This is a genomic window from Martinezella sp. CNPSo 3732, from assembly GCF_057784515.1.
Window position 1 is genome coordinate 172,228 of record NZ_JBXSOO010000001.1, and the last position, 19,554, is coordinate 191,781.

At 58.4% G+C, this 19,554-nt stretch carries 16 protein-coding genes; 5 read left to right on the forward strand and 11 right to left on the reverse strand.

The genetic code is table 11. The features are described 5' to 3' along the window. The first annotated feature begins 13 nt into the window (after positions 1–13). The 3 genes from AC13RM_RS00770 (at position 14) to AC13RM_RS00780 (ending at position 4,724) form a co-directional block, all read left to right on the forward strand. Positions 14–643, forward strand: a complete 630-nt coding sequence (locus tag AC13RM_RS00770) for a CMD domain protein (protein WP_374816800.1) — start codon at positions 14–16, stop codon at positions 641–643. Positions 644–666: 23 nt separating this feature from the next. Beyond that, a complete protein-coding gene (locus AC13RM_RS00775) occupies positions 667–1,269 on the forward strand; it encodes an alkylhydroperoxidase domain protein (protein WP_440480169.1) in 603 nt (200 codons plus the stop codon). Between the two features lie 428 nt (positions 1,270–1,697). Then, positions 1,698–4,724, forward strand: coding sequence for an alpha-mannosidase (locus AC13RM_RS00780; RefSeq protein ID WP_488554430.1), 3,027 nt, complete (start codon positions 1,698–1,700; stop codon positions 4,722–4,724). 52 nt (positions 4,725–4,776) lie between these two features. On the opposite strand, the gene AC13RM_RS00785 is transcribed toward AC13RM_RS00780, so the two are convergent. From AC13RM_RS00785 to AC13RM_RS00795, 3 genes are all read right to left on the reverse strand, one after another. Next, positions 4,777–5,799 (reverse strand): ABC transporter permease, encoded by a 1,023-nt coding sequence (locus tag AC13RM_RS00785; protein ID WP_440480167.1) that lies wholly within the window; start codon positions 5,797–5,799, stop codon positions 4,777–4,779. Further along, positions 5,783–7,309 (reverse strand): sugar ABC transporter ATP-binding protein, encoded by a 1,527-nt coding sequence (locus AC13RM_RS00790; RefSeq protein ID WP_488554431.1) that lies wholly within the window; start codon positions 7,307–7,309, stop codon positions 5,783–5,785. Before AC13RM_RS00790 ends, AC13RM_RS00785 begins: the two co-directional genes overlap by 17 nt. Positions 7,310–7,470: 161 nt before the next feature. Continuing rightward, positions 7,471–8,457: a sugar ABC transporter substrate-binding protein gene (locus AC13RM_RS00795; protein ID WP_440480165.1), complete on the reverse strand. Its 987-nt coding sequence runs from the start codon at positions 8,455–8,457 to the stop codon at positions 7,471–7,473. A 323-nt stretch (positions 8,458–8,780) separates the two neighbouring features. Here AC13RM_RS00795 and AC13RM_RS00800 point away from each other — a divergent pair, with 323 nt between their 5' ends. Next, a complete protein-coding gene (locus tag AC13RM_RS00800; protein ID WP_440480164.1) occupies positions 8,781–9,791 on the forward strand; it encodes a LacI family DNA-binding transcriptional regulator in 1,011 nt (336 codons plus the stop codon). Between the two features lie 153 nt (positions 9,792–9,944). On the opposite strand, the gene AC13RM_RS00805 is transcribed toward AC13RM_RS00800, so the two are convergent. Then, positions 9,945–11,075, reverse strand: a complete 1,131-nt coding sequence (locus AC13RM_RS00805; RefSeq protein WP_440480163.1) for a helix-turn-helix domain-containing protein — start codon at positions 11,073–11,075, stop codon at positions 9,945–9,947. 510 nt (positions 11,076–11,585) lie between these two features. Here AC13RM_RS00805 and AC13RM_RS00810 point away from each other — a divergent pair. After that, the gene (locus AC13RM_RS00810) at positions 11,586–11,906 is read left to right on the forward strand and encodes a hypothetical protein (RefSeq protein WP_440480162.1); all 321 of its coding nucleotides are present in this window, start codon (positions 11,586–11,588) and stop codon (positions 11,904–11,906) included. A 131-nt stretch (positions 11,907–12,037) separates the two neighbouring features. On the opposite strand, the gene AC13RM_RS00815 is transcribed toward AC13RM_RS00810, so the two are convergent. Genes AC13RM_RS00815 through AC13RM_RS00845 form a run of 7 tightly spaced genes read right to left on the reverse strand, consistent with a single transcriptional unit; the run spans position 12,038 to position 19,349 of the window. After that, positions 12,038–12,535, reverse strand: coding sequence for a DUF995 domain-containing protein (locus AC13RM_RS00815; RefSeq protein ID WP_488554432.1), 498 nt, complete (start codon positions 12,533–12,535; stop codon positions 12,038–12,040). Positions 12,536–12,565: 30 nt separating this feature from the next. After that, positions 12,566–13,513: a glycoside hydrolase family 26 protein gene (locus AC13RM_RS00820; RefSeq protein WP_285207724.1), complete on the reverse strand. Its 948-nt coding sequence runs from the start codon at positions 13,511–13,513 to the stop codon at positions 12,566–12,568. A gap of 17 nt (positions 13,514–13,530) precedes the next feature. After that, positions 13,531–14,070, reverse strand: a complete 540-nt coding sequence (locus AC13RM_RS00825) for a DUF995 domain-containing protein (protein ID WP_285176603.1) — start codon at positions 14,068–14,070, stop codon at positions 13,531–13,533. After that, entirely contained in the window at positions 14,067–15,485 is a 1,419-nt protein-coding gene (locus tag AC13RM_RS00830; RefSeq protein WP_440480160.1) for a UDP-glucose dehydrogenase family protein, read from the reverse strand. Before AC13RM_RS00830 ends, AC13RM_RS00825 begins: the two co-directional genes overlap by 4 nt. Positions 15,486–15,523: 38 nt before the next feature. Beyond that, on the reverse strand, positions 15,524–17,353 hold the full coding sequence (locus AC13RM_RS00835; protein WP_440480159.1) for a glycosyltransferase family 2 protein: 1,830 nt from the start codon (positions 17,351–17,353) through the stop codon (positions 15,524–15,526). Then, positions 17,350–18,336, reverse strand: a complete 987-nt coding sequence (gene galE / locus AC13RM_RS00840) for a UDP-glucose 4-epimerase GalE (RefSeq protein ID WP_374816789.1) — start codon at positions 18,334–18,336, stop codon at positions 17,350–17,352. Before galE ends, AC13RM_RS00835 begins: the two co-directional genes overlap by 4 nt. Further along, the gene (locus AC13RM_RS00845) at positions 18,336–19,349 is read right to left on the reverse strand and encodes a UDP-glucuronic acid decarboxylase family protein (protein ID WP_374816788.1); all 1,014 of its coding nucleotides are present in this window, start codon (positions 19,347–19,349) and stop codon (positions 18,336–18,338) included. The genes galE and AC13RM_RS00845 overlap by 1 nt, the downstream gene beginning before the upstream one ends. Positions 19,350–19,554: the final 205 nt, after the last annotated feature.

The window sequence follows — 19,554 nt, forward strand, 5'->3', positions numbered from 1 at the left end:
GAAGGCATCGACCATGACTTTGCAGACCAGAGATGTCATCGATTTCCTTGCAGGAATAGATCCTGGTTCCGATCTTGACGGCCTTCGGGCGCAACGGCCCGAGACGCGCCTCAATGCTCAGAAGAGCTATGAAGCTCTTTTCGAGCCCGCGCATTGGGGAAGCGTGACCCCGGCGGAGCGTTTTGCCGTCGCCGCCTTTGTTGCCGGCCTCCACAAGGCGCCGGAGATCGCGAATTTCTATTCTTCCAAGTTGCGGGATGAGGCGCATGGTCCCGAGCTCGTTGCCGTCATTGGCGCGGAGCTGGAGGCCGGCGATACAACCGGCCCTTACGGCCATTATCCGGCTGGCCCGCTTTCCCGCGAGGACCGGCCGGGCCTCGTTTATCAGGTTTCGGGCGAAAGCCGGAAACTTCTGGACCTGAAGCTCAGTGCGGCGCTCGAACACAGCCATCTTCTGGTCTTCCGGCCGAGGGAGGCAAGCGCTGCGGCGCTGCAGAAGCTGCTAGACGCCGGCTGGACGACCACAGGCATCGTTACCTTGTCGCAGCTGGTCGCATTTCTCGCGTTTCAGATCAGGGTCATCGTTGGGCTGAGGGCGCTCGCGAAGAGCTCGGCCAATATCGGACAGGTCGCGCAAGCCTAATCGCACGAACAAGGAATCCTTTCATGACCGAAACCGCCATTCACCCAGAAATCGCAGACCGGCCAAGTGTCTTTACCCAAGCTGAAATCGGCTGGACGCCCTGGCTGCAACCAGTTGACGAAGCCGATCTGACCGAGCGTCACTGGGCAGGCCTTGTGGATGCATCCCGCGCGAAGTCGCCATACTTCATGTTGCTGGTACGCGATCCCGACATTCTCCAGGCCCGCACCAAGACGGACAAGGATATCTTCTACAATGTCTCGGCCGGCCTTCCTCGTGCCGAACGAGAGCTTGCCGCCACGGCGGCATCTCGGGCGAATGGCTGTATTTTTTGCGCATCGGTCCATTCTCGCTTCGCCTCCCATCATTCCAAGCGGACGGATGACGTGCAGCGTCTGCTGGATGATGGGCTTCAGGCGGATCTTGGCAGCCGCTGGGATGCTATTGTCGAAGCTTCAGCCGCGCTGACAGCCACACCATCGCAATTCGGACCTGACGAAATCAGTAGGTTGCGCGAGGAGGGCCTGAATGATCTGGAAATCGCCGACGTGATCCATGGGGCTGCCTTTTTCAACTGGGCAAACCGGTTGATGCTCTCGCTTGGCGAGCCAACGCCAGCGGCCTGAAGCCGACGCTGTCGACCTCGAGTGATTGGCTAAATCCTGCTGGATGTCTGATTGAGGATCAGCGGTAGCCGGGCGAAGCCATCAGGAAGATAACTCCGCCCAGGCATTCGCTTGCTGCCGCGATCAAGCCACGTCGCTCAACTGGCCATTTTGAAAATCGACGAACAGGACGGCGATGGTTCGATGAGCCAGCCGGGCAGCTGGCCGCCTTCCGATGACAGCGTGCTGTTGGGGAAGATTGATCGGGGCAGCGACACAAAAACTCTCGCAACTTATTTCTGTACGCCTTGACGCCAAAACAAAGTTACTTAATCTAAATCTGGGCTATGCGATCCGCTGGGAGGAGAGGGGCGCGGGGCCGGCGACCAACTTGCGCTGATATGTTCTCTCCTCCGCCGTCAGTTGCCGATTTTCCGATAGGACCCGCCATGTCTCTCACTATTGCCCAACGCCTTGATCGCCTGAAAGTCCGCACTACGGAGCTTGCGCATTGGCGCGACAGGCAAAGTCTCGCGATCGACGGCTGGACCTTCGATGGAGAGCCAATAGCGCATCATCAGGATTGGCCGCATCGCAATGGGACGGTTCGCTTCGCTGCCAAAGCAACGGCGCCGCAGGACTGGCCGCTCGAGCAAATCCGCCTGCAGCTCGACCTTGGCGGCGAGAGCCTGCTGACACTGCGTTATCCTGATGGCGAAGCCGAGACCTTCGGCCTCGACCCCTATCACCAGGAGTTTCCGATTAAGGGCCGCGACTTCCAGATCGCGACCGAGAGCGTCGCGCGTTTTCCCTTCGGGGAGCCGAATAGGGCGCCGAAGCTGAACAGGGCGCGCTTGATCTGGCTGGATGAGCCCGTCCACCGGCTGCATCTCCTATTGCAGCAGATCGGCGAGGCTGCCGATATTCTCGACGACCACGAAGTTGTGCCACATTTGATCGATGCGGCCGAACGGGCGCTGCGCAGCCTCGATTGGCCATCGGACACATCAGCCTATATCTCGCGCACGGCTGGTGCGGCGATGCAGCAGAAGATCTGGGAACTGCCGGAACTTCAGGACAATCCGGCCGGTCTCAGCGAAGCGCAGAGTGCTTCGGCAGCTGCTGCTTATGATCGCCTATTGGCTCAGCTGAAAGAGCTTCAGACCCGCTTCCCGCAAAATGGCGAACTGCTGCTGACCGGTCATGCCCATATCGACCTGGCCTGGCTTTGGCCATATGGCGAGACGCGCCGTAAGATGCGCCGCACCTTCAACACCGCGCTTTCGCTGATGGAACGCTCCGACGATTTCCGCTTCAACCAATCGACCGCCCAATACTATGCGCAGATTGAGGAAGACGATCCGGAACTGCTCGAGCGGATCAAGAAGAAGGTTGCCGAAGGCAAGTGGGAAACCGTCGGCGGCATGTGGGTCGAGCCCGACACCAACATGCCGACGGGCGAGAGCCTCGTGCGTCAGGTTCTCTATGGCCAGCGCTATTTCGAAAAGCATTTCGGCCTGCGTCATAGCGTCTGCTGGCTGCCCGATTGCTTCGGCTTTTCCGGCGCCCTGCCACAGATCCTGCGGCTTGGAGGCATTGACAGCTTCTTCACGATCAAGGTGAACTGGAGCGAAAGCAATCACATTCCGTCAGACCTCTTCTGGTGGAAGGGGCTCGACGGCAGCAAGGTTCTCACTCATACATTCGATAATCCCATGCAAGGTTATAACGGTTTCGTACAGCCGGATTGCTTCGTGCCGACATGGAAGAATTTCCGTGGCAAGACGCAGCATGACACCTCGCTGCTGGCCGTCGGCTATGGCGATGGCGGCGGCGGCGTCACGCCGGAAATGGTAGAGCGCGAAGTGCAATTACGCGACTTTCCGGCTATCCCGAAGGCGCGCTGGGGTACCGTAAAAGGCTTTTACGAAAAGGCGCACCGCACCGCTAAGGAAAAGGAGCTTCCGGTCTGGGACGGGGAAATCTATTTGGAATTGCATCGCGCAACGCTGACCACGCAGAGCGGCGTTAAGCGCAAGCACCGCCAGGCCGAACGCGCGCTGATAACGGCGGAGACGCTTGCTTCGCTTGCTCATATGCTCGGCGCTGCCAAACCTCAAAGCCTCGAGGCGGATTGGCGTGTCGTCCTGAAGAATGAGTTTCACGATATCCTGCCGGGATCGAGTATCCGCGAGGTCTATGCCGACGCCGAGCGGGAACTTGACGGCGTGATCGGCAATGCCAAGGTGGAGCAGGCAAACGCTCTGAAGACGCTATCGGCCCATCTTCCGGCGGGCGTCGTTACGGATGCGCTTGTTGTCGTCAACCCGTCGCTTTCGCCGCGCCCGCTTACCGCCACGCTGTCTGATGGAACGGTCCTGGCGTCTGCCGATCCTGTCGCACCTCTTTCCGTCACGGTCTTCGATCGCAAAGCCCTGAAGCCCGCCGGTGATCTGAAAGCCGATACCCATCATCTCGAGAACGAGCATCTGTCCGTTACCATCGGCAAGGATGGCGCTGTATCGAGCCTTATTCACAAGGCGACGGGACGAGAAGCGATTGAAGGAAGTGCCAACCAGCTCTGGGTCTATCCCGCAGACAAGCCGCGCAACTGGGATGCCTGGGACGTGGATGCCGATTATGCCGAGAAAGGTATTCGGCTCAATCAGCCGGAGAGCATCAGCCTGGTCGAGGAGGGGCCGCATCGCGCCGCAATCCAAGTTGGCTATCGATATCGCCACTCGACCGTGACCCAGCTCTATGTTCTGACCGCCAATGCCCGCAGGCTGGATATCGAAACGACCATCGACTGGCACGACCGGCGCACCTTGCTCAGAACCCTGAACCCGGTTGCCGTGCGGTCGCGCACCGCGACTTTCGAATGCGCCTTCGGTATCGTCGCGCGGCAAACGCATACCAATACCTCCTGGGAGCAGGCGATGTTCGAGGCGGCGGCGCACCGCTTTGTCGATCTGAGCGAACCCGGCTTCGGCGTCGCTCTGCTCAACAACGCCAAATACGGCCACAGCGCCCGCGGCAATGTCATCGGCATGAGCCTCGTGCGCTCGCCGATCTATCCAGATCCGCTTGCCGATGAAGGCGAGCAGAGCTTCACCTATGCGCTGATGCCGCACGAGGGCGCCTGGTATGAAGGCGGCGTTCTGCCGGAGGCGATCGATCTCAATCAGCCGCTGGTCAGCATAGAGGCAAGCGGTCTTGCGGCCGGCACTTTGTCGCCGCTTGGCATCGAAGGCATACCGGTCGCCTTCTCCAGCCTGAAGCCGGCCGAGGAAGGGGAAGGCCTTGTGCTGCGGCTTTACGAACCGGCCGGCCGGCGCGGCCGCTTATCGCTGACCCTGCCGTCGGGATGGCAGGCCTCCGGTCCGCTGAACATCCTGGAGGAGCCGATCGAACGCGCCGGACCCGCCGACATCATGCCGTTCGAAATCCGGACCTGGAAGCTGCAGCGTAGCTGACGGCGAAGTTCAGTTTTGATGGACTGCTGCCTTGCTCCGGAGAGCCGTCTCGTTAGCGGCTCTCCAATATCCGCATCAGCCGGCCGCGATAGCTATCGAGAATGACGGCGAGCACGATGACGGCGCCGATAACGATCGGCTTGATGTTGTCGTCGGCGCCCAAGAGCTGCAGCCCGGTGGACAGCACCTGCAGAATGCAGGCGCCGACCAACGTCCCGATGATCGATCCCTTGCCGCCTGAAAGGCTGGTTCCGCCGATGATGACGGCCGCGATCGCATTCAATTCATAGCCGATGCCGGCAACCGGGCTGCCGACATTGAGGCGGAGCAGGTAGACCATGGCGGCAATGCCGGCAGTCAGTCCGGAAATAGTGAAGACCGCGATCTTGTATCGCTTCGGCTCATGGCCCGATAGGCGGACGGCCTCTTCATTCGTCCCGATTGCGAAGACGAAACGTCCGAACACCGTGTAGCGCAGCACGAACCAGCCGATGAGGACGACGACGATTGCGATCAGGAAGATCGATGGAAGGACGCCCCAGAAGATCAGATTGCCAAAATCGACGAAGGGCTGCGGCAGGCCGGTGATGGTGGAGTTGTCGCTGACGACGCGGGCAAGGCCGCTTGCGACGTTGAGCATGCCGAGCGTGACGATGAAGGATGGAAGCTTCCATTTCTCGCAGATCCATCCGTTGATGGCACCCAGGAGCGCGCCGGCGCCCATCGAGGCAAGCGAAGCAAGAACGATTGCCTGCCACGGAGAAAACCGCGGGTCGATCATAATCGTCGCGCCGATGACGGTGCAAAGCGCCAGCAGCGATCCGACGGAAAGATCGATGCCGCCCGTGAGGATGACGAAGGTCATGCCGGCTGCAAGCACCGTGTTGATGGCGATCTGCACGAAGATCTTCAGGAAGTTCTCGGGCGTCGCGAAATAGGGCGCCGTCAGCGAGAAGAAGATCAAAATCAGCACGAGGGCGATGGTGACGCCGGCCTCTTTCATCGAGATCCGGATGAGCTTGTCCCAGACGCGGGCCTCTTTCGCCTCGGTCGTCTTTTCAATGTTGCCGGACACGACTGTACTCCTTGTAAGCGAGTGAGAGAATCCTGCTCTCGTCAAATTGCTCCCGGGCTATTTCCCCGGCTATTTTGCCGTCCGAGAAGACGATGATGCGATGGCAAATGCTCATGAGTTCCGGCAGGTCCGAAGACACGACCAGAACGCCTTTTCCCTCGGCGGCGAACTTCCACAGAAGCTCGTAGATTTCCGCCTTGGCGCCGACGTCGATGCCGCGGGTCGGCTCGTCGAAGATCAGCACCTTTGGGCCGCGAAACAGCCATTTGGCAATGACAACTTTCTGCTGATTGCCGCCCGAAAATGTCCTGACAGCCTGATGGATGGATGGTGTCTTTATCCGCAATTCACGCACGAGGCGCTGCGAGGAATCGTCCTCCGCCTGGCGTAAGATCAATCCGTTGCGGGAGACCTTGGCGAGATTGGTGATGGTGGTGTTTTGCGCACAGCTCATATCGAGCATGAGACCTTGAATCTTGCGGTCTTCGGTCGCCAGACACAGCCCGGCGGTAACCGCATCCTTGGGCGAAGCAATCTCGATCGGTTCGCCATCTATGCGGATTTCGCCTGTAGCCTTGGCATCGGCGCCGAATATGGCCCGAACAGCCTCGGTGCGGCCGCTGCCCACAAGGCCGGCAATGCCGACGATCTCTCCCTTGGCGACGGAAAATGACAGCTCCGGGCTGTGGCTCGTCACTTTGAGGCCGGAGACACCAAGCGCCTCGCCGGAGATGGTGCTGTCGCCACGGAAGGCGTCGTGCTGCGCAAGTTCGCGCCCGACCATGAGTTCGACGATTTTCGGAATTCCGAGCCCTTCGAGCGGCCGCGTAATTATATGCTGCCCGTCGCGCAGGATGGTCACGTCATCGCCCACTTCGAAGATCTCTTCGAGCCTGTGCGATATGTAAAGCGTGGTGACGCCCCGCGCCTTCAGCCGCTTCAGAATCTCAAAGAGGCGATCAACCTCCTTAGAGGTCAAAGTCGCCGTCGGTTCATCGAGGACCAGAAGCTTGCTTTCGTTGGATAGCGCCTTGGCGATCTCTAGCAGTTGAAGCTGGGCGACGCTCAAGCTGCTGGCAAGCGTCGTCGGCGCCACGTGGAGGCCGACCTCGGCTAGTAGTTCCGCCGCTCTGGTGTTCATTTGCTTGTAGTTCACGAGGCCGTATCGGCGCGGCAGATGCTCAAAAAGCAGGTTTTCGGCGACGGTGAGATTGGAAAGTGGGTGCAGTTCCTGGTGAATGACGCGGATGCCCGCCTTGAACGCCTCGAGCGGAGAGGATGGATGATAGGCTTTGCCGTCAAACAGGATGCGGCCATCATCAGGCTTGAAGACGCCGCCAAGCAGATTGATCAGCGTCGATTTGCCGGCGCCATTTTCGCCGAGCAGAATGTGACCCTTGCCGCGGCCGATCTCTATGGAGACATCCTTCAGAGCCACGACGCCCGGGAAGCGTTTGCCTATTCCTTCCAGCTTCAGGATGGCGTCATCTAAAGTCTCTGGCACGTCCACCTCATCAGCGTTTCCATTTTGAATTGGAGATGATGATCTTCCTTGCGTCGCCTTCCGCTGGGTCTAACGCCTCACGCTGAATGCCGACCAGAAGATCGATCGAAAAGCGGATGCGCCGGCAAATGCCGACGCATCCTTTGCCCGCAGCGCGGGTTTATCGACTATTTGAGGTCCTTAGCGGTGACGAGCGTCACGTCCGTCTTGACCCAGCCGGTGAATTTCTCGCCGGCATATTCGCGAAGGCCGTACTTGATGCCCATGGCCGCCATTTCCGCGCCGTACTGTTCGACGGTTGCCAGCATCTTGCCATCCTTGAGCAATGGCTTGACGGACGGAATATTGTCGAAGCCGACAACCTTGATCTTGCCTGCCTGGCCTGAGGCATCGAGAGCCTTGACCACGCCGAGCGCCATGGAGTCGTTGGCGGCCATGACGCCCTGAATATCCTTGTACTTGGTCAGGAAGTTCGTCATGACGGTGTTGGCTTCTTCGGTTTCCCAATGCGCGGTTTTGCTGTCGAGAAGCTCCAGCTTGCCGTTCTTGATGGAGTCCATGAAGCCCGCCTTGCGCTCCTTGGCGTTGTCGGCCTCGGGATTGCCTTCCAGGATCACGACCTTTGCGCCGGGACCCAGATCCTTGGCGAGCGCATCGCCGGCAAGCTTGGCGCCGGCCGTGTTGTCAGGACCGAAGAAGGCGAGATCGATACCGGCGGCCTTCTTGGCGTCGGCATCGAGCGGCACGTCGATGTTGATGACCTTTACGCCAGCCTTTACCGCCTTGGCAAGCGGCGTGGCCATGGCCTTGGAATCGGCCGGTGCGACGACGATGATGTCGTATTTTTGCGTCACGAAATTCTCGACGGCGTCGACCTGCGAGGCAAAATCACGCTCGTCCTTCATGCCGACGGCCTTGAAGTCGAACTTGTCCTTGTTTTCGGCCGCATACTTGTCGGCGCCGGCCTTCATCTGTTTGAAGAACTCATTCGACAGAGACTTCATGATCAGCCCGACCTTCGGCTTGCTCGCGGCAAAGGCCGGCGACACGCCGCAGGACAGCGCGAGCACGAGGGTGCCGGCAAGCCCCAGCTTGATTGCCGCACGCCGCTTCGCGTTGATCAAGACGGATTCACGCTTTGTAGAATTGGTCATTTCTTTCCTCCCGAACGGTCCTGGGCTCAGCTCCACCTGAGTTGTCTGCGACAATGAACCGTTTCCACGTATATTGGGTAGCATGTCATCAAGAATTGTCAAGGCGCCGAGTTTGCGCTGAAAAGCAGCGAAAATTGTAACTTTACCAGTTCCGGAAGATAGGTATGATGAACCGTTTCCATCAGGGGCGGCGTTGCTCTCGTCATGAAGGATCAGCTTGGCATGAAGCTCTTTGACTAAGGCGGGAGAGACCATTAGCTGAGCCTAGATCAGGCGCCTCTAGGGTGTCTCGGAAGGTGAAATGAAGGGATATTGGTTCCGTTATGCCGAAGGTTGGAATTCGAGACGTTGCCAAGCTGGCGGGGGTTTCCACCGGGACCGTCTCAAGGGTTTTGAATGACCACCCTTCCGTGACGGATGAACTGAGGGGGCGGGTCAGAAGCATCATCGAAGAGCTCGGTTATACGCCCGATCCTTCTGCCAGAAGCATGCGCAGCAAGGTCAGCCGTCTCATCGGCATCATCATTCCCGATCTCACCAATCCCTTCTTCTCGGAACTCGTCCAATCCGCGGAACAAGCGGCGGCGAGACATGGCTATAACATCATCGTCATGACCTCTTTCGACCATGCGGCCAAGGAGGCGGATCGGATCGGTCAACTGACAAGTCGGAAGGTGGATGGCATCATCCTTGTTCCGAGCAACGATTTCCATGCGCTCAAGCTGCCGAAGGGCCTGCCAATCGTCATCGTCGACCGCCTCCTGCCGGGATATTCCGGCATCGCTGCCGATCATCGCAGCGGCGTGTGTCTCGGTGTCGAGCATCTCGTGAAGCTTGGCCATCGTCGCATCGGTTTCATTTCGGGTCCCAAGGACTCCGTTCCTGCCAACGATCGACTCAAGGGTTATCTGGATGCAATGGAGCTGGTCGGCGACGGCAGGCAGAATTCAGCGCCGCCGCTGATCGCAGAAGCGGCGTTCGATTATGAAAGCGGACGATCTGCCGGAAACTATCTTCTCGCGCGTGCCCGCCACGAGCGTCCAACTGCCATATTCGCAAGTTCCGATCAGCAGGCGATCGGCTGCATGCGTGCAGCACATGATTTGGGGATCCCAATCCCGGCTGCCCTTTCCATCGTTGGCTTTGATGGTATTCCGCTCGCAAGCATGACGACACCACGCCTGACCACCGTAAAGCAGCCGATTCGGGAAATAGCAGCAGCGGCGGTTGCTGTTTTGTTGAGCAAGCAGGATGCCCCGGCTCTCGGCAAGCCACTCCTGCTGGCGTGCGAGATTTCTGAGGGAGAAACAACGTCTTCACCGCAGCCGGATTAAAAGGTGGTGATGTCGGTGACTTTAGATGGCATCACATCTGAATATTGAAGAACTACATGCATGTCTTTATCCGCATGTATTACCCATGAGATATATCTTCAGCAGTCTCTGAACTGTATCGGAATTGCCCTGCCGCCGCATTGTTTGTACCCGTCAAATGCCGAGCGTATTAAGCCAGTCGCTGAAGCTGGATGTCTTCGAAGCCCGCGGAATATGCTCTACTTTGCATTCTCCGGTATGTCTGCGGACCTCGCTTGGGCTGTAGCCGAATTCATGTGTGAAGGCCCGGCTGAAGTTAGCTGCCGATTCGAAGCCGAGATTGCTGGCAATATCTGCAATTTTCTGACCATTGCTCAGGTCGGCAAGTGCTGCGCGTGCGGCAAGAAGTCGTTTTCTGCGTACGTAGTTCAACACGCCACCCGATGCCTGGAACAATTCGTACAGCCTGGTTCGGGAAATTGCCAGTTCACGGCTCAACGCTTCCGGAGTCAGCTCCGCTGATCCGAGATTGCTCTGGATAAAGCGACGAGCTCTCGTCATCAGTCCGATCTCGGAGCTGCGATCGCCGGTCGCATGGCCATTCACCAGCGGCGTGACGCTATGAAATATCATCTCTTGCAGCTGGTTGCGTACACTGTGTAGATCATCCCTTGCCAAACGATTGAGGTTCGCTTCCAGAAAAGCGATGTAGTCCGCCAGCAGCTTGACGCGCGCGCCCCCCAGGACGATGTTGTTGCTTGCTCCAGGCAGTCCGCCGTGATCGGCGAACAAATCGCAAGGTAGAATGAGAGCGACGGATTGCGCGCTTATGGTACGGCCGTAAAACGGGCAGCCAAGTGCCCGGATTTCCATCATGCCGGGCTCGTTTTCGACCACATGCCCATTAACGCTGGTCCATGTCTTGCCTGTGCGCAGGAAGGTGATCTGCCAATGATCTATGACGCTGAAGCGTACTTTCTCCGGTGAGCGTTCATAGCTGAAAGCTGGCGTTTGTTGCTGGATGAGAAGCGCCCCTTCGAGATTCCAGACGGTTTGAGTTGCTGCGAAGCCAGCCCCAGCCTGGCCGCTTTCGGGAAGATAAGCGTCTATCAGCGGCGCCATATGCTTCTGCCAGGCCGGGAATTGCTGGCCGGGAGCCTCATTGGATGTGGAAAACGGCAGCGACGCGAGCTCTGGCAGATCTGTGGTCTTGCCGCAAATTGGAGCTTCGGAAATGCGGGGCCACCGGCGCCTTTCCACAAAAGCCGGCTGTCCGGCGGCAATCTCGGTCTTGTTCCACATCATCGTGGTGGCCTTTCGACAAAACGCGCCAAATCGGCTGGTGGTCGCCGCGGTATCCTTGCCGCAGGCGGATGAAGGGGGCATGCGCCCATGGGGGCGAGTAATGGGCGTCCAAAACAGGCCGCGCGCGCATAGTACGGGCCCTGTCCGGCTACGATCTTTCCCAATCGTCGCAAAACAGCCTGAATTTCAGTCCATCCGGGCGTCCGCCGGTTGGCGGACGGACGTAAAGAGAGAGATCGTTTCATGTCTTGAGCAAATAATTCTGCCCCGCGGTGCGCCTTGGCTGGCAAACCAAAGAAGTCTGTGGATGTCTGAGCCAAGGCTCTGTGCATTAACCGAATGTCGCGCCAAGTTAACACTATCGCAGGCAGCATTGTTGCAGGTCCCCCGCCCGAAGGCTGTAAGGGGAAATTAAGCAGATTTCATTAATATTTTCAAGATATTTATAGAAGTTGCTTAAATATTTTCCGCTGAAATACACGAAGGAAACTTGCCAAGGAGAGTAAACTTATGGGTTTTTGGAAGAATTCTTGCAATCTATCCGCTGGTAATCGAAAAGCCGGTGTCTCTTTATCGATAATACTTGCGATTGCATCTTCGGTGGTCATGCATGAAACTGCAAATGCTGCCGAAAATGCGCACATAAAGAATAAGACTGTTCAGTTGTACATGAAGAAGTATCAAAAGAACAATGTCGTCTTCTATAGCGGAAGCTCTCTCTCCAAGACGACTTCGGTTTCCGCCGAGGATTACTTCAAGGGCTCTCCCTATATCTGCACACCAAGTGGATTTGGAAGAACGTCGCATTGCTACAATCGCAGCGCATTTTGAGTTGAGCCGGCCGATGTCGCGCAGTGCGTGCGGCAAAGAATAGGGGCATTTCCCGGATGGCGGTTCGACGGAACAGGTGAGACGCATGCCGTCCGCTATCCAAATGAAAGCCCCTATGTGAGTATTCGACTTCAACCGGGCAGATGTCTGCGAACATAGTCGCCCGGCCGCAGTTTCAGAACTTCGTCATCATGTTTGATCGGATTATGACGGAACACATACCATTTTCCGCCTGATGCTCGTTTCTGATAGATGATCCCAGCCTTCTTGCGATGCAGGAAGCAGGACACGTTGGGTGCGGCACTTTTCTTGCTGTACCAGACGGCGCTCATGCAGAGCCGCCCGCGATCGGTCGCATACCAGATGCCCCTTGCGTAGGATTTTTGAGCGCCCGTATGCGACCAGGCCGTAAATCGACGGTGATGACGCGAGAAGAAGCCGGCCCCGTCCTTCCATATCCAGGAGCGTCCCGCGTAGAGCTTTTTCAGTTCCTTGGCGGTCATCGGCATGGCGTGATGTGCCGCACGCGCCGTCATTCGATCGATTTGATGCTGTGTCGCCGCGTTCGCGGTGCCGACCAGCAGCATCGCGAACATGGCATTCAGGATGATGAAACGGAACAAAGACATGTGTTTCTCCTCAACCTTTCAGCATCGCGGTCAATTCAAGAGGGGCGGCGTGGCAACGCGCCAATCCGGCCTGCCCAGACCATCCGGCCAGGGGTAGACTTCACGGTCGTTGAAGTAGACAACCGCTTGCAGGTCGGGGAATTCGGAATGCGGCTTGTTGGCTTCCTCGGCCCACGCGTGAACGTAGCCCTCATTTCCCTGATAGCCCAATTCCGCGATCACGATGGGTTTCTTGAAGCGTTTCACGCGGTCGTAGCCGGGTTTGGTCGCCTCCACAAAGGTCGAATCCCGTCCGAGCTTGCGCTGATCGAACGGCTGGTAACCGAAGACCGACAGCCCGACGACGTCGACGAATGAATCGCCGGGATAGTAGGCTTCAAGCCCGTCCTTGCCCATCGGCGACCACATGTACTTTGCCGTGGGAAGGCTCTTGCGGCAGACGGTGACGGCGTGCCTGTAGGCTTTCACATACTCCTCCGCATTCCAGTAGGCCCAGGTGAACTGCCCGTTCTTCTCATCCATTTCCTGAGCCCAGCGAATGGTGACGGGTGCATTGAGCTTTGCGGCTGCGGAGCAGATCGCCGTCATGTTGGAATCGTAGCGGCCCGCCAGAATTCCATTGAGAAGATCGGTTGGCGTGACCCGCCAGTCGCGGGCCCATGACCAGGGCTCGACGGTGATCAGCAGCGAGCGCCCGCGCTTGCGGGCATAATCGTCTGCCGTGCCCAGCGTCGACAGATCGACGTCTTCCCAAGGCAGGAAGAGGTGCTCGATCTTCGGACTGGGGTCATTGGAAAAGTCCCCGTTGGGATCATAGGCGCCCCCCGGCAGCGACTGGGGTGTGATGATCGGCCTCTTGTCGTTGAAGAGCGGCCGGGTCTCGGCCCTTGCATCCAGGCCGTTGCTGGCAGCGTATACGCCCCCGCACAGGGCGCCAGCCGCAAGCAAGGCCGTCGTTAGTTTTGATAAGGTTTTCATAGCATTGCCTCCTTCCTCTATTCGGTCTTGCGGACGGTCAAAGAGGTCTTCAAGGCCTCCAGTCGTTGTGAGACCAGATCATCGGCGATCAAGTTTGTCGCCTCGTCGGTTTTCTTGGTGACGGGATGGCGAAACACGAACCATGCTCCGCCAGTCTCGCGTTTCTGATAGATCGTTCCATCGAGAATGCGATGGATGAAGCATGTCTTGGCGGGAAACTGGCCGTTTGCGGCGTGCCAGGTTGCCTCGAGACACAGACGGCCGGTGTCTGTCACAGCCCAGCGGCCTTCGGCCCAGGATTGTCCACCGGTTCCGTCGACCCAAGCCGAAAACCGACGGTCGGTATTCTGCATTCGGCCTGCGCCATCGGGCCAGCGCCAGCTCTTGTCGTGATAGAGCATGTAAAGTTCAGCTGCCGTCATGGGCCTTGCTCCATCCGGCACCTTGGTGGTCGTCGCGGCTACGGCCGCATTGCTCCCCGCTGCAAGTCCAAGCACGATCGCACATGCCAGCGATGCTGCAGGGACCAGGGAGGTTTTCTTCCTTGATGGCTTCATATTGTTTCTCCCGTATCGTGGATTGGAACGAGCTTTGGGGTTGCAGCCTTCACGGCTCGCTGCCGGTTTCGTCGCTTGGCAATGTCACGCAGGCTGCTATGTGTGCTTGCCGACTTACCTACGGCGCAGACGTGAAAGCCAATCCGACGGGCGGCTTCCGTATCCAGCGCATTTCGCAGGTCTATGAGAACAGGCTGGCGCAGGTTCTGCTTGAGCTGGGCCAGGTCAATCTTTCGGATGGCGTCCCATTCCGTCATGACGACGACGGCATCCGCATTTCTTGCGCATTCGTAAGGATCTTCGCAGAAGTCGACGCTGCTGAGGACCTTCGCTGCATTCTCAATGCCGACGGGGTCATATGCCTGGATGCGTGCACCCAGGCGCTGCAGGGTTTCGATGAGCGGCACGGCGGGCGCATCGCGCATGTCGTCGGTATCGGGCCTGAAGGTCAGGCCGAGAACGGCAATGGTCAGGCCGTCAATATCGCCGCCGAGTGCCTTGGTGACCTTACGTGCCATGCGCCGCTTGCGCATCTCGTTGACGGCAAGGGTTTCCTCGACGATACGCAGCGCCACGCCATGGTCCTGCGCCGTCTGCAACAGTGCAAGCGCGCTTTTGGGGAAGCATGAGCCGCCATAGCCGGGGCCGGCGGCAAGGAGGCTCGCCCCGATACGCTTGTCGAGTCCCATGCCGAGAGCCAACTCTCCGACATCGCTGCCCATCTCCTCGCAAAGATCGGCAAGCTCATTGATGAAGGTGATCTTCGTCGCGAGAAAGGCATTGGCTGCATGCTTGATCAGCTCAGCCGTCCGACGCATGGTGATGATGACGGGCGTATTCTGGCGCTCGATCGGGACATCATAGAGCTCGACAAGCCGTTTGCAGGCCCACTCTTCCTCCACGCCCAGGACGATACGGTCCGGAGCGAGAAAATCGCGCACCGCAACGCCTTCGCGCAGGAATTCGGGATTGGAGGCGACGGCGAAGGTGCCCTGCGTTCGGGCCGAGCCGATGATCCTGTGCACGGCGTCGCCGGTTCCGACCGGCACCGTCGATCTTATCACCACAATGCTGTCCGCCGAGATAAGCGCGGCAAGCTCGCGCGCTGCGTGGTAAATGAAGGAAAGGTCGGCGTCAGCTTGTCCTGGCTGCGGCAGAGCGGCGAGCGCGATGAAGACGATAGCTGCGCCTTCGACTGCCTTTGCGATGTCGCAGCTAAAGTCCAGTCGTCCCGCGGCATAGTTTCGTTCCACGAGCTCGTCGAGATCCGGTTCGTAGATCGGCATCCTGCCCTGACGGAGAGCAGCGATCTTATCGGCATTCTTGTCCACACAGACGACACGATTGCCCCATTCGGCAAAGCATGTGCCGCTGACCAAGCCCACATATCCGGTTCCAATAACAGCTATCTTCATGTGCGTTCCCGCCAATAGCGTCCTTCCCGTCATGAACCTCAGTTGTTCGTGTCACCCACGTGCCAGTGCGGATTGAGCACCATTCTGTGCAACCCGCGACCGCCAATTCCTGCGCCTGCCACCGAAAAGCGGTTGTCGAACAATACGTAGCCGTCGGTGTCCCAAATCAGTGATTGTACTCCGGCACGGCCGTGCTCCATGATGCCGGCAAATGGCAGGGCAGTCAGAGCAAGCAAAGCGCTGGCGAGAGCCGGCCGATAAAAGCGCTTGTTCGTGCGGAGCGTGTTTTCACGCGCATGCTGGACAATGATGACCAGCAGCAGCAAAGTGTAGATGGCGGCATTGATCGTTGCGAAGATATAAAAGCCACTGCTCTCTTCGGCACTGACGGACAGCACCGGCAAGACGGAGGCGAGAGAGAGAAGGGCATAGGGTGCAAGGACCCGGAACGGCAGCGGATCGACCTCCGATGTGCCTTTCGGCGTGACACGGAAATCCACGAACGATCCAGTCGCCCAATCGCGAATAGCAGCCAGAGCGCCCACGAGTGCCCACGGCCAGCGAGCAAACAGGAACATCGTCATCTCCCAGCTCAGGATCCTGGCATCGACCGGTCTGAACGTGTGCGTACTGCGCCAGCGATAAGCGAACAGGATCAGCAGAAGGGATTGCGGCACGAAGTGCAACAGGAAGTCGGGATAGGAGACATCGACGAAGGTCTTGCCTCTAACAAGTGCGATGGTCGGCATGATGAACATCAGCGCCATGAAGAGCGAGAAGAGAGAATACCACAGCTGCGAAAACAGGAACTGGATCTTGAGACGTAGCGGCAGCCGTTTGATCAAGCTCGGCGTATATTGCAGCAGGATCATCATCAGGCTGCGCGACCACTGAAACTCCTGGGTGATGAGGTCGGCGAAAGTACGTGGACCGTCGCCATGCGCAATGGCATCGAGCGCATGAATGCCACGCCAGCCATGTGCATTCATCATCAGCGTGGTGGAGTGGTCTTCCGCCAGCTCTGGGCCCAGTCCGCCAATGCTCCTGAGGGCCTTGGTGCGAACGGCATAGTGCGAGCCGATGCAAAGCGGCGACAGCCCGTGATTGAATCCTGCCTGAAGCGATCCGTGCATGCTGGCTTCCGCATAGAGACGGCCACGTGCCGACCAGCTTTCACGGGCGTTCTGGTCGCAAATGCTCGGCGCGGATACATAGCCGACTGCCGGATCAGCGAAGGGACGAAGCATTTGGAAAAGATAGCCTTGCTCGGGCACATGATCGGCATCGAGCTGCACGACGAAATCATAGCCTTCATAGCCGTATTGATCGTAGAAGAAGGCAAGATTGCCTTCCTTGCAGCGGGTGCGCCGCGGCCATGTCTGGCGATGATAGTCTTCCCGTCCCTTCCGGCTGGAAACCTGGACACCATGTTTGCGGCACCAATCCAGCGTCGAGGGTGACGGGTCTTCATCTGCGAGCCAGGTGTCGTGCGGCACCTCCTGCGCCAGCATCGCATCCAACGTCCGGGCGACCACCGCAAAGGGCTCCGATGGCGCTTTGGTTACGACCATGGCGATGCGGCTGCCCGCCGGGAGCCGCAATTGCCCCGTCGGCTTTTCGGCGCGAAAGAAGACGACGATGAAATAGGCCGGAATGACCGTCACCCAGGCAAGCACCAGGGTCAGCAAGACCGACCCTGCAACGTCGACATGGTGTGCGGGCGTAAGCCACCAGCTCCAGAAATAGCCGAGTGCCGCAAGCCACAGCATGGCGCAAACCGCATATTCCGCGCGCCGGCGGCCCTGCAGGACCGGCGTCATCAGCGCCCTGTCCTTCATTGCTTCGGCTCGTGTCCGGATCGATGTCATCCTCGCATCTCCAACCCGAAGAAGGGAGCTGCGGTCCGGATGATCGTGTCGATATCCGAATGCAGAGCGCGGAAGCCGAGCTTTTCGGCGGCAAGATCGGAAGCGGCATAGAGGGCAGGCGGATCGCCCGGTCGCCGCCTGTGCATGACGACAGGAACCTTGCGCCCGCAAACACGCTCGATCGCGCCGACGATCTCCTTGATCGACGTGCCGCGTCCTGTCCCCAGATTGACAGCGAGATTGTCGCCGCCGGCCAACAGATATTCGACTGCCAGGACATGCGCTCTGGCGAGATCCAGCACATGGATATAGTCGCGCACACAGGTGCCGTCCGGTGTGTCGTAATCGTCTCCATAGACTTCCAGGGTTTCGATCGTGCCGGCCGTTGCCAGCAATGCGCGGGGAATGAGATGCGTTTCGGGATCATGCCATTCGCCGAGCTCTTGCTCCGGATCGGCGCCCGAGGCGTTGAAGTAGCGCAACGCCACATAGGAAAGTCCGTAAGCGGCGGAATAGTCGGCAAGCATATGTTCGGCAATCAGCTTGGTTCTGCCGTAGGGATTGATCGGCTGAGGCATCTCGCATTCGCGGATCGGCAGATGGGCGGGAATTCCGTAGATCGCGCAGCTCGATGAAAAGATCAGCTTATCGGCTTGCGTGCGGCGGCATGCCTCCAGAACCGACAGCGTGCCGTTGACATTGTTGGCGTAGTATTTCGCAGGATTTTCAACGGACTCGCCGACATAGGCCGAGGCGGCGAAATGGATGATTGCCGCAGGCCTGTGACCCTCGATCGTCTCGGCAAGACGGAGCGTGTCGAGAATATCGCCTTCCACGAAAGGCCCCCAGCGCACGGAGGTCCGGTGGCCGGTCGAAAGATTATCATAGACGACGGGCTCGAAGCCCTGGCGATGGAGGAGTTTCGCAGTGTGGCTGCCGATGAAGCCGGCGCCACCCACGACGAGTATTTTTTGCCCGGCCATCACGCAACCTCGAAAAGCTCGCTGCTCGGACGAACCAACTGACGTTCGAAGTAGGCGATGGTGGATTTCAGCCCATCCGCCAGGGCGACCGACGGTTCCCATCCCAATTCGCGTTTCGCGACACTGATATCGGGCCGGCGCTGACGCGGATCGTCGATCGGTAGGGACTTATGGACGATCTTCGACTTGGAGCCGGTGATTGCGATGACCTGTTCGGCAAGATCACGCACGGTAAATTCCGCCGGATTGCCGAGATTGACAGGTGTATGGATGACCGTTTGGTCGGCCATCAGGCGGAGGAAACCATCGATCAGGTCGGCGACATAGCAGAACGACCGCGTCTGGGAGCCATCGCCGTAGACCGTAATATCCTGACCCCTGAGTGCCTGGACGATGAAATTGGAAACGACGCGACCGTCGTCGGGGCGCATGCGCGGCCCATAGGTGTTGAAGATGCGGGCAATCCTGATGTCGACGCCGTGCTGGGCGTGAAAGTCACGGAAAAGCGTTTCGGCGGAACGCTTGCCTTCGTCGTAGCACGAGCGCGGGCCGAAGGAATTGACGTTGCCCCAATAGTTCTCCGGCTGCGGATGCACCTGGGGATCTCCATAGATCTCCGAGGTCGAGGCCTGGAAGATGCGCGCCTGGTGATGCGTGGCTAGCTCCAGCAGATTGAGCGAGCCGAAAACGCATGTTTTCATCGTGTGGATCGGATCGGCCTGATAATGCGGCGGAGATGCCGGGCAGGCCAGATTGTAGATCTCGCTGACCGGCAGATCGAGTGACGCTATGACGTCATGGCGGATAAAACTGAACGTGTCGTAGCGAAGCAGATGCCATAGATTGTCCATCCGCCCGGTTGAAAAATCATCCACGCAGATAACTTCATGACCATCCTGCAGAAGCCGATCGCAAAGATGCGAGCCGAGGAACCCCGCGCCCCCCGCAACAAGTATTGTACGTCTCTTGGTATTTTTTGGAGTTATGCCTGCAGATTTGAACGCTATGCCCATCAAACCCTCCCGGTACTATAGACACGCAGCCGAGTATTCAAGGCGAAGTAAGACTTCTGCCCTTGTGCCAGGCTTTTACAACTGGGAATTATTTCTGCAATTTACAGCTATAGTTTACTAATGTTTAACTATGCTGTCGTTATCAGGGAATGCAGAAGTTTTACATTCTGTCCATTTTTGCAGCCATCAGCACAGGCGCGTTCTC

Bases quoted from the DNA above. Each gene is read 5' to 3' on its own strand.
- AC13RM_RS00810 (WP_440480162.1), top strand. From the start codon at position 11,586: ATGGGTTTTTGGAAGAATTCTTGCAATCTATCCGCTGGTAATCGAAAA.
- AC13RM_RS00825 (WP_285176603.1), bottom strand. From the start codon at position 14,070: ATGAAGCCATCAAGGAAGAAAACCTCCCTGGTCCCTGCAGCATCGCTG.
- AC13RM_RS00800 (WP_440480164.1), top strand. From the start codon at position 8,781: ATGCCGAAGGTTGGAATTCGAGACGTTGCCAAGCTGGCGGGGGTTTCC.
- AC13RM_RS00775 (WP_440480169.1), top strand. From the start codon at position 667: ATGACCGAAACCGCCATTCACCCAGAAATCGCAGACCGGCCAAGTGTC.
- galE (WP_374816789.1), bottom strand. From the start codon at position 18,336: ATGGCCGGGCAAAAAATACTCGTCGTGGGTGGCGCCGGCTTCATCGGC.
- AC13RM_RS00835 (WP_440480159.1), bottom strand. From the start codon at position 17,353: ATGACATCGATCCGGACACGAGCCGAAGCAATGAAGGACAGGGCGCTG.
- AC13RM_RS00780 (WP_488554430.1), top strand. From the start codon at position 1,698: ATGTCTCTCACTATTGCCCAACGCCTTGATCGCCTGAAAGTCCGCACT.
- AC13RM_RS00830 (WP_440480160.1), bottom strand. From the start codon at position 15,485: ATGAAGATAGCTGTTATTGGAACCGGATATGTGGGCTTGGTCAGCGGC.
- AC13RM_RS00815 (WP_488554432.1), bottom strand. From the start codon at position 12,535: ATGTCTTTGTTCCGTTTCATCATCCTGAATGCCATGTTCGCGATGCTG.
- AC13RM_RS00805 (WP_440480163.1), bottom strand. From the start codon at position 11,075: ATGATGTGGAACAAGACCGAGATTGCCGCCGGACAGCCGGCTTTTGTG.
- AC13RM_RS00795 (WP_440480165.1), bottom strand. From the start codon at position 8,457: ATGACCAATTCTACAAAGCGTGAATCCGTCTTGATCAACGCGAAGCGG.
- AC13RM_RS00820 (WP_285207724.1), bottom strand. From the start codon at position 13,513: ATGAAAACCTTATCAAAACTAACGACGGCCTTGCTTGCGGCTGGCGCC.
- AC13RM_RS00770 (WP_374816800.1), top strand. From the start codon at position 14: ATGACTTTGCAGACCAGAGATGTCATCGATTTCCTTGCAGGAATAGAT.
- AC13RM_RS00845 (WP_374816788.1), bottom strand. From the start codon at position 19,349: ATGGGCATAGCGTTCAAATCTGCAGGCATAACTCCAAAAAATACCAAG.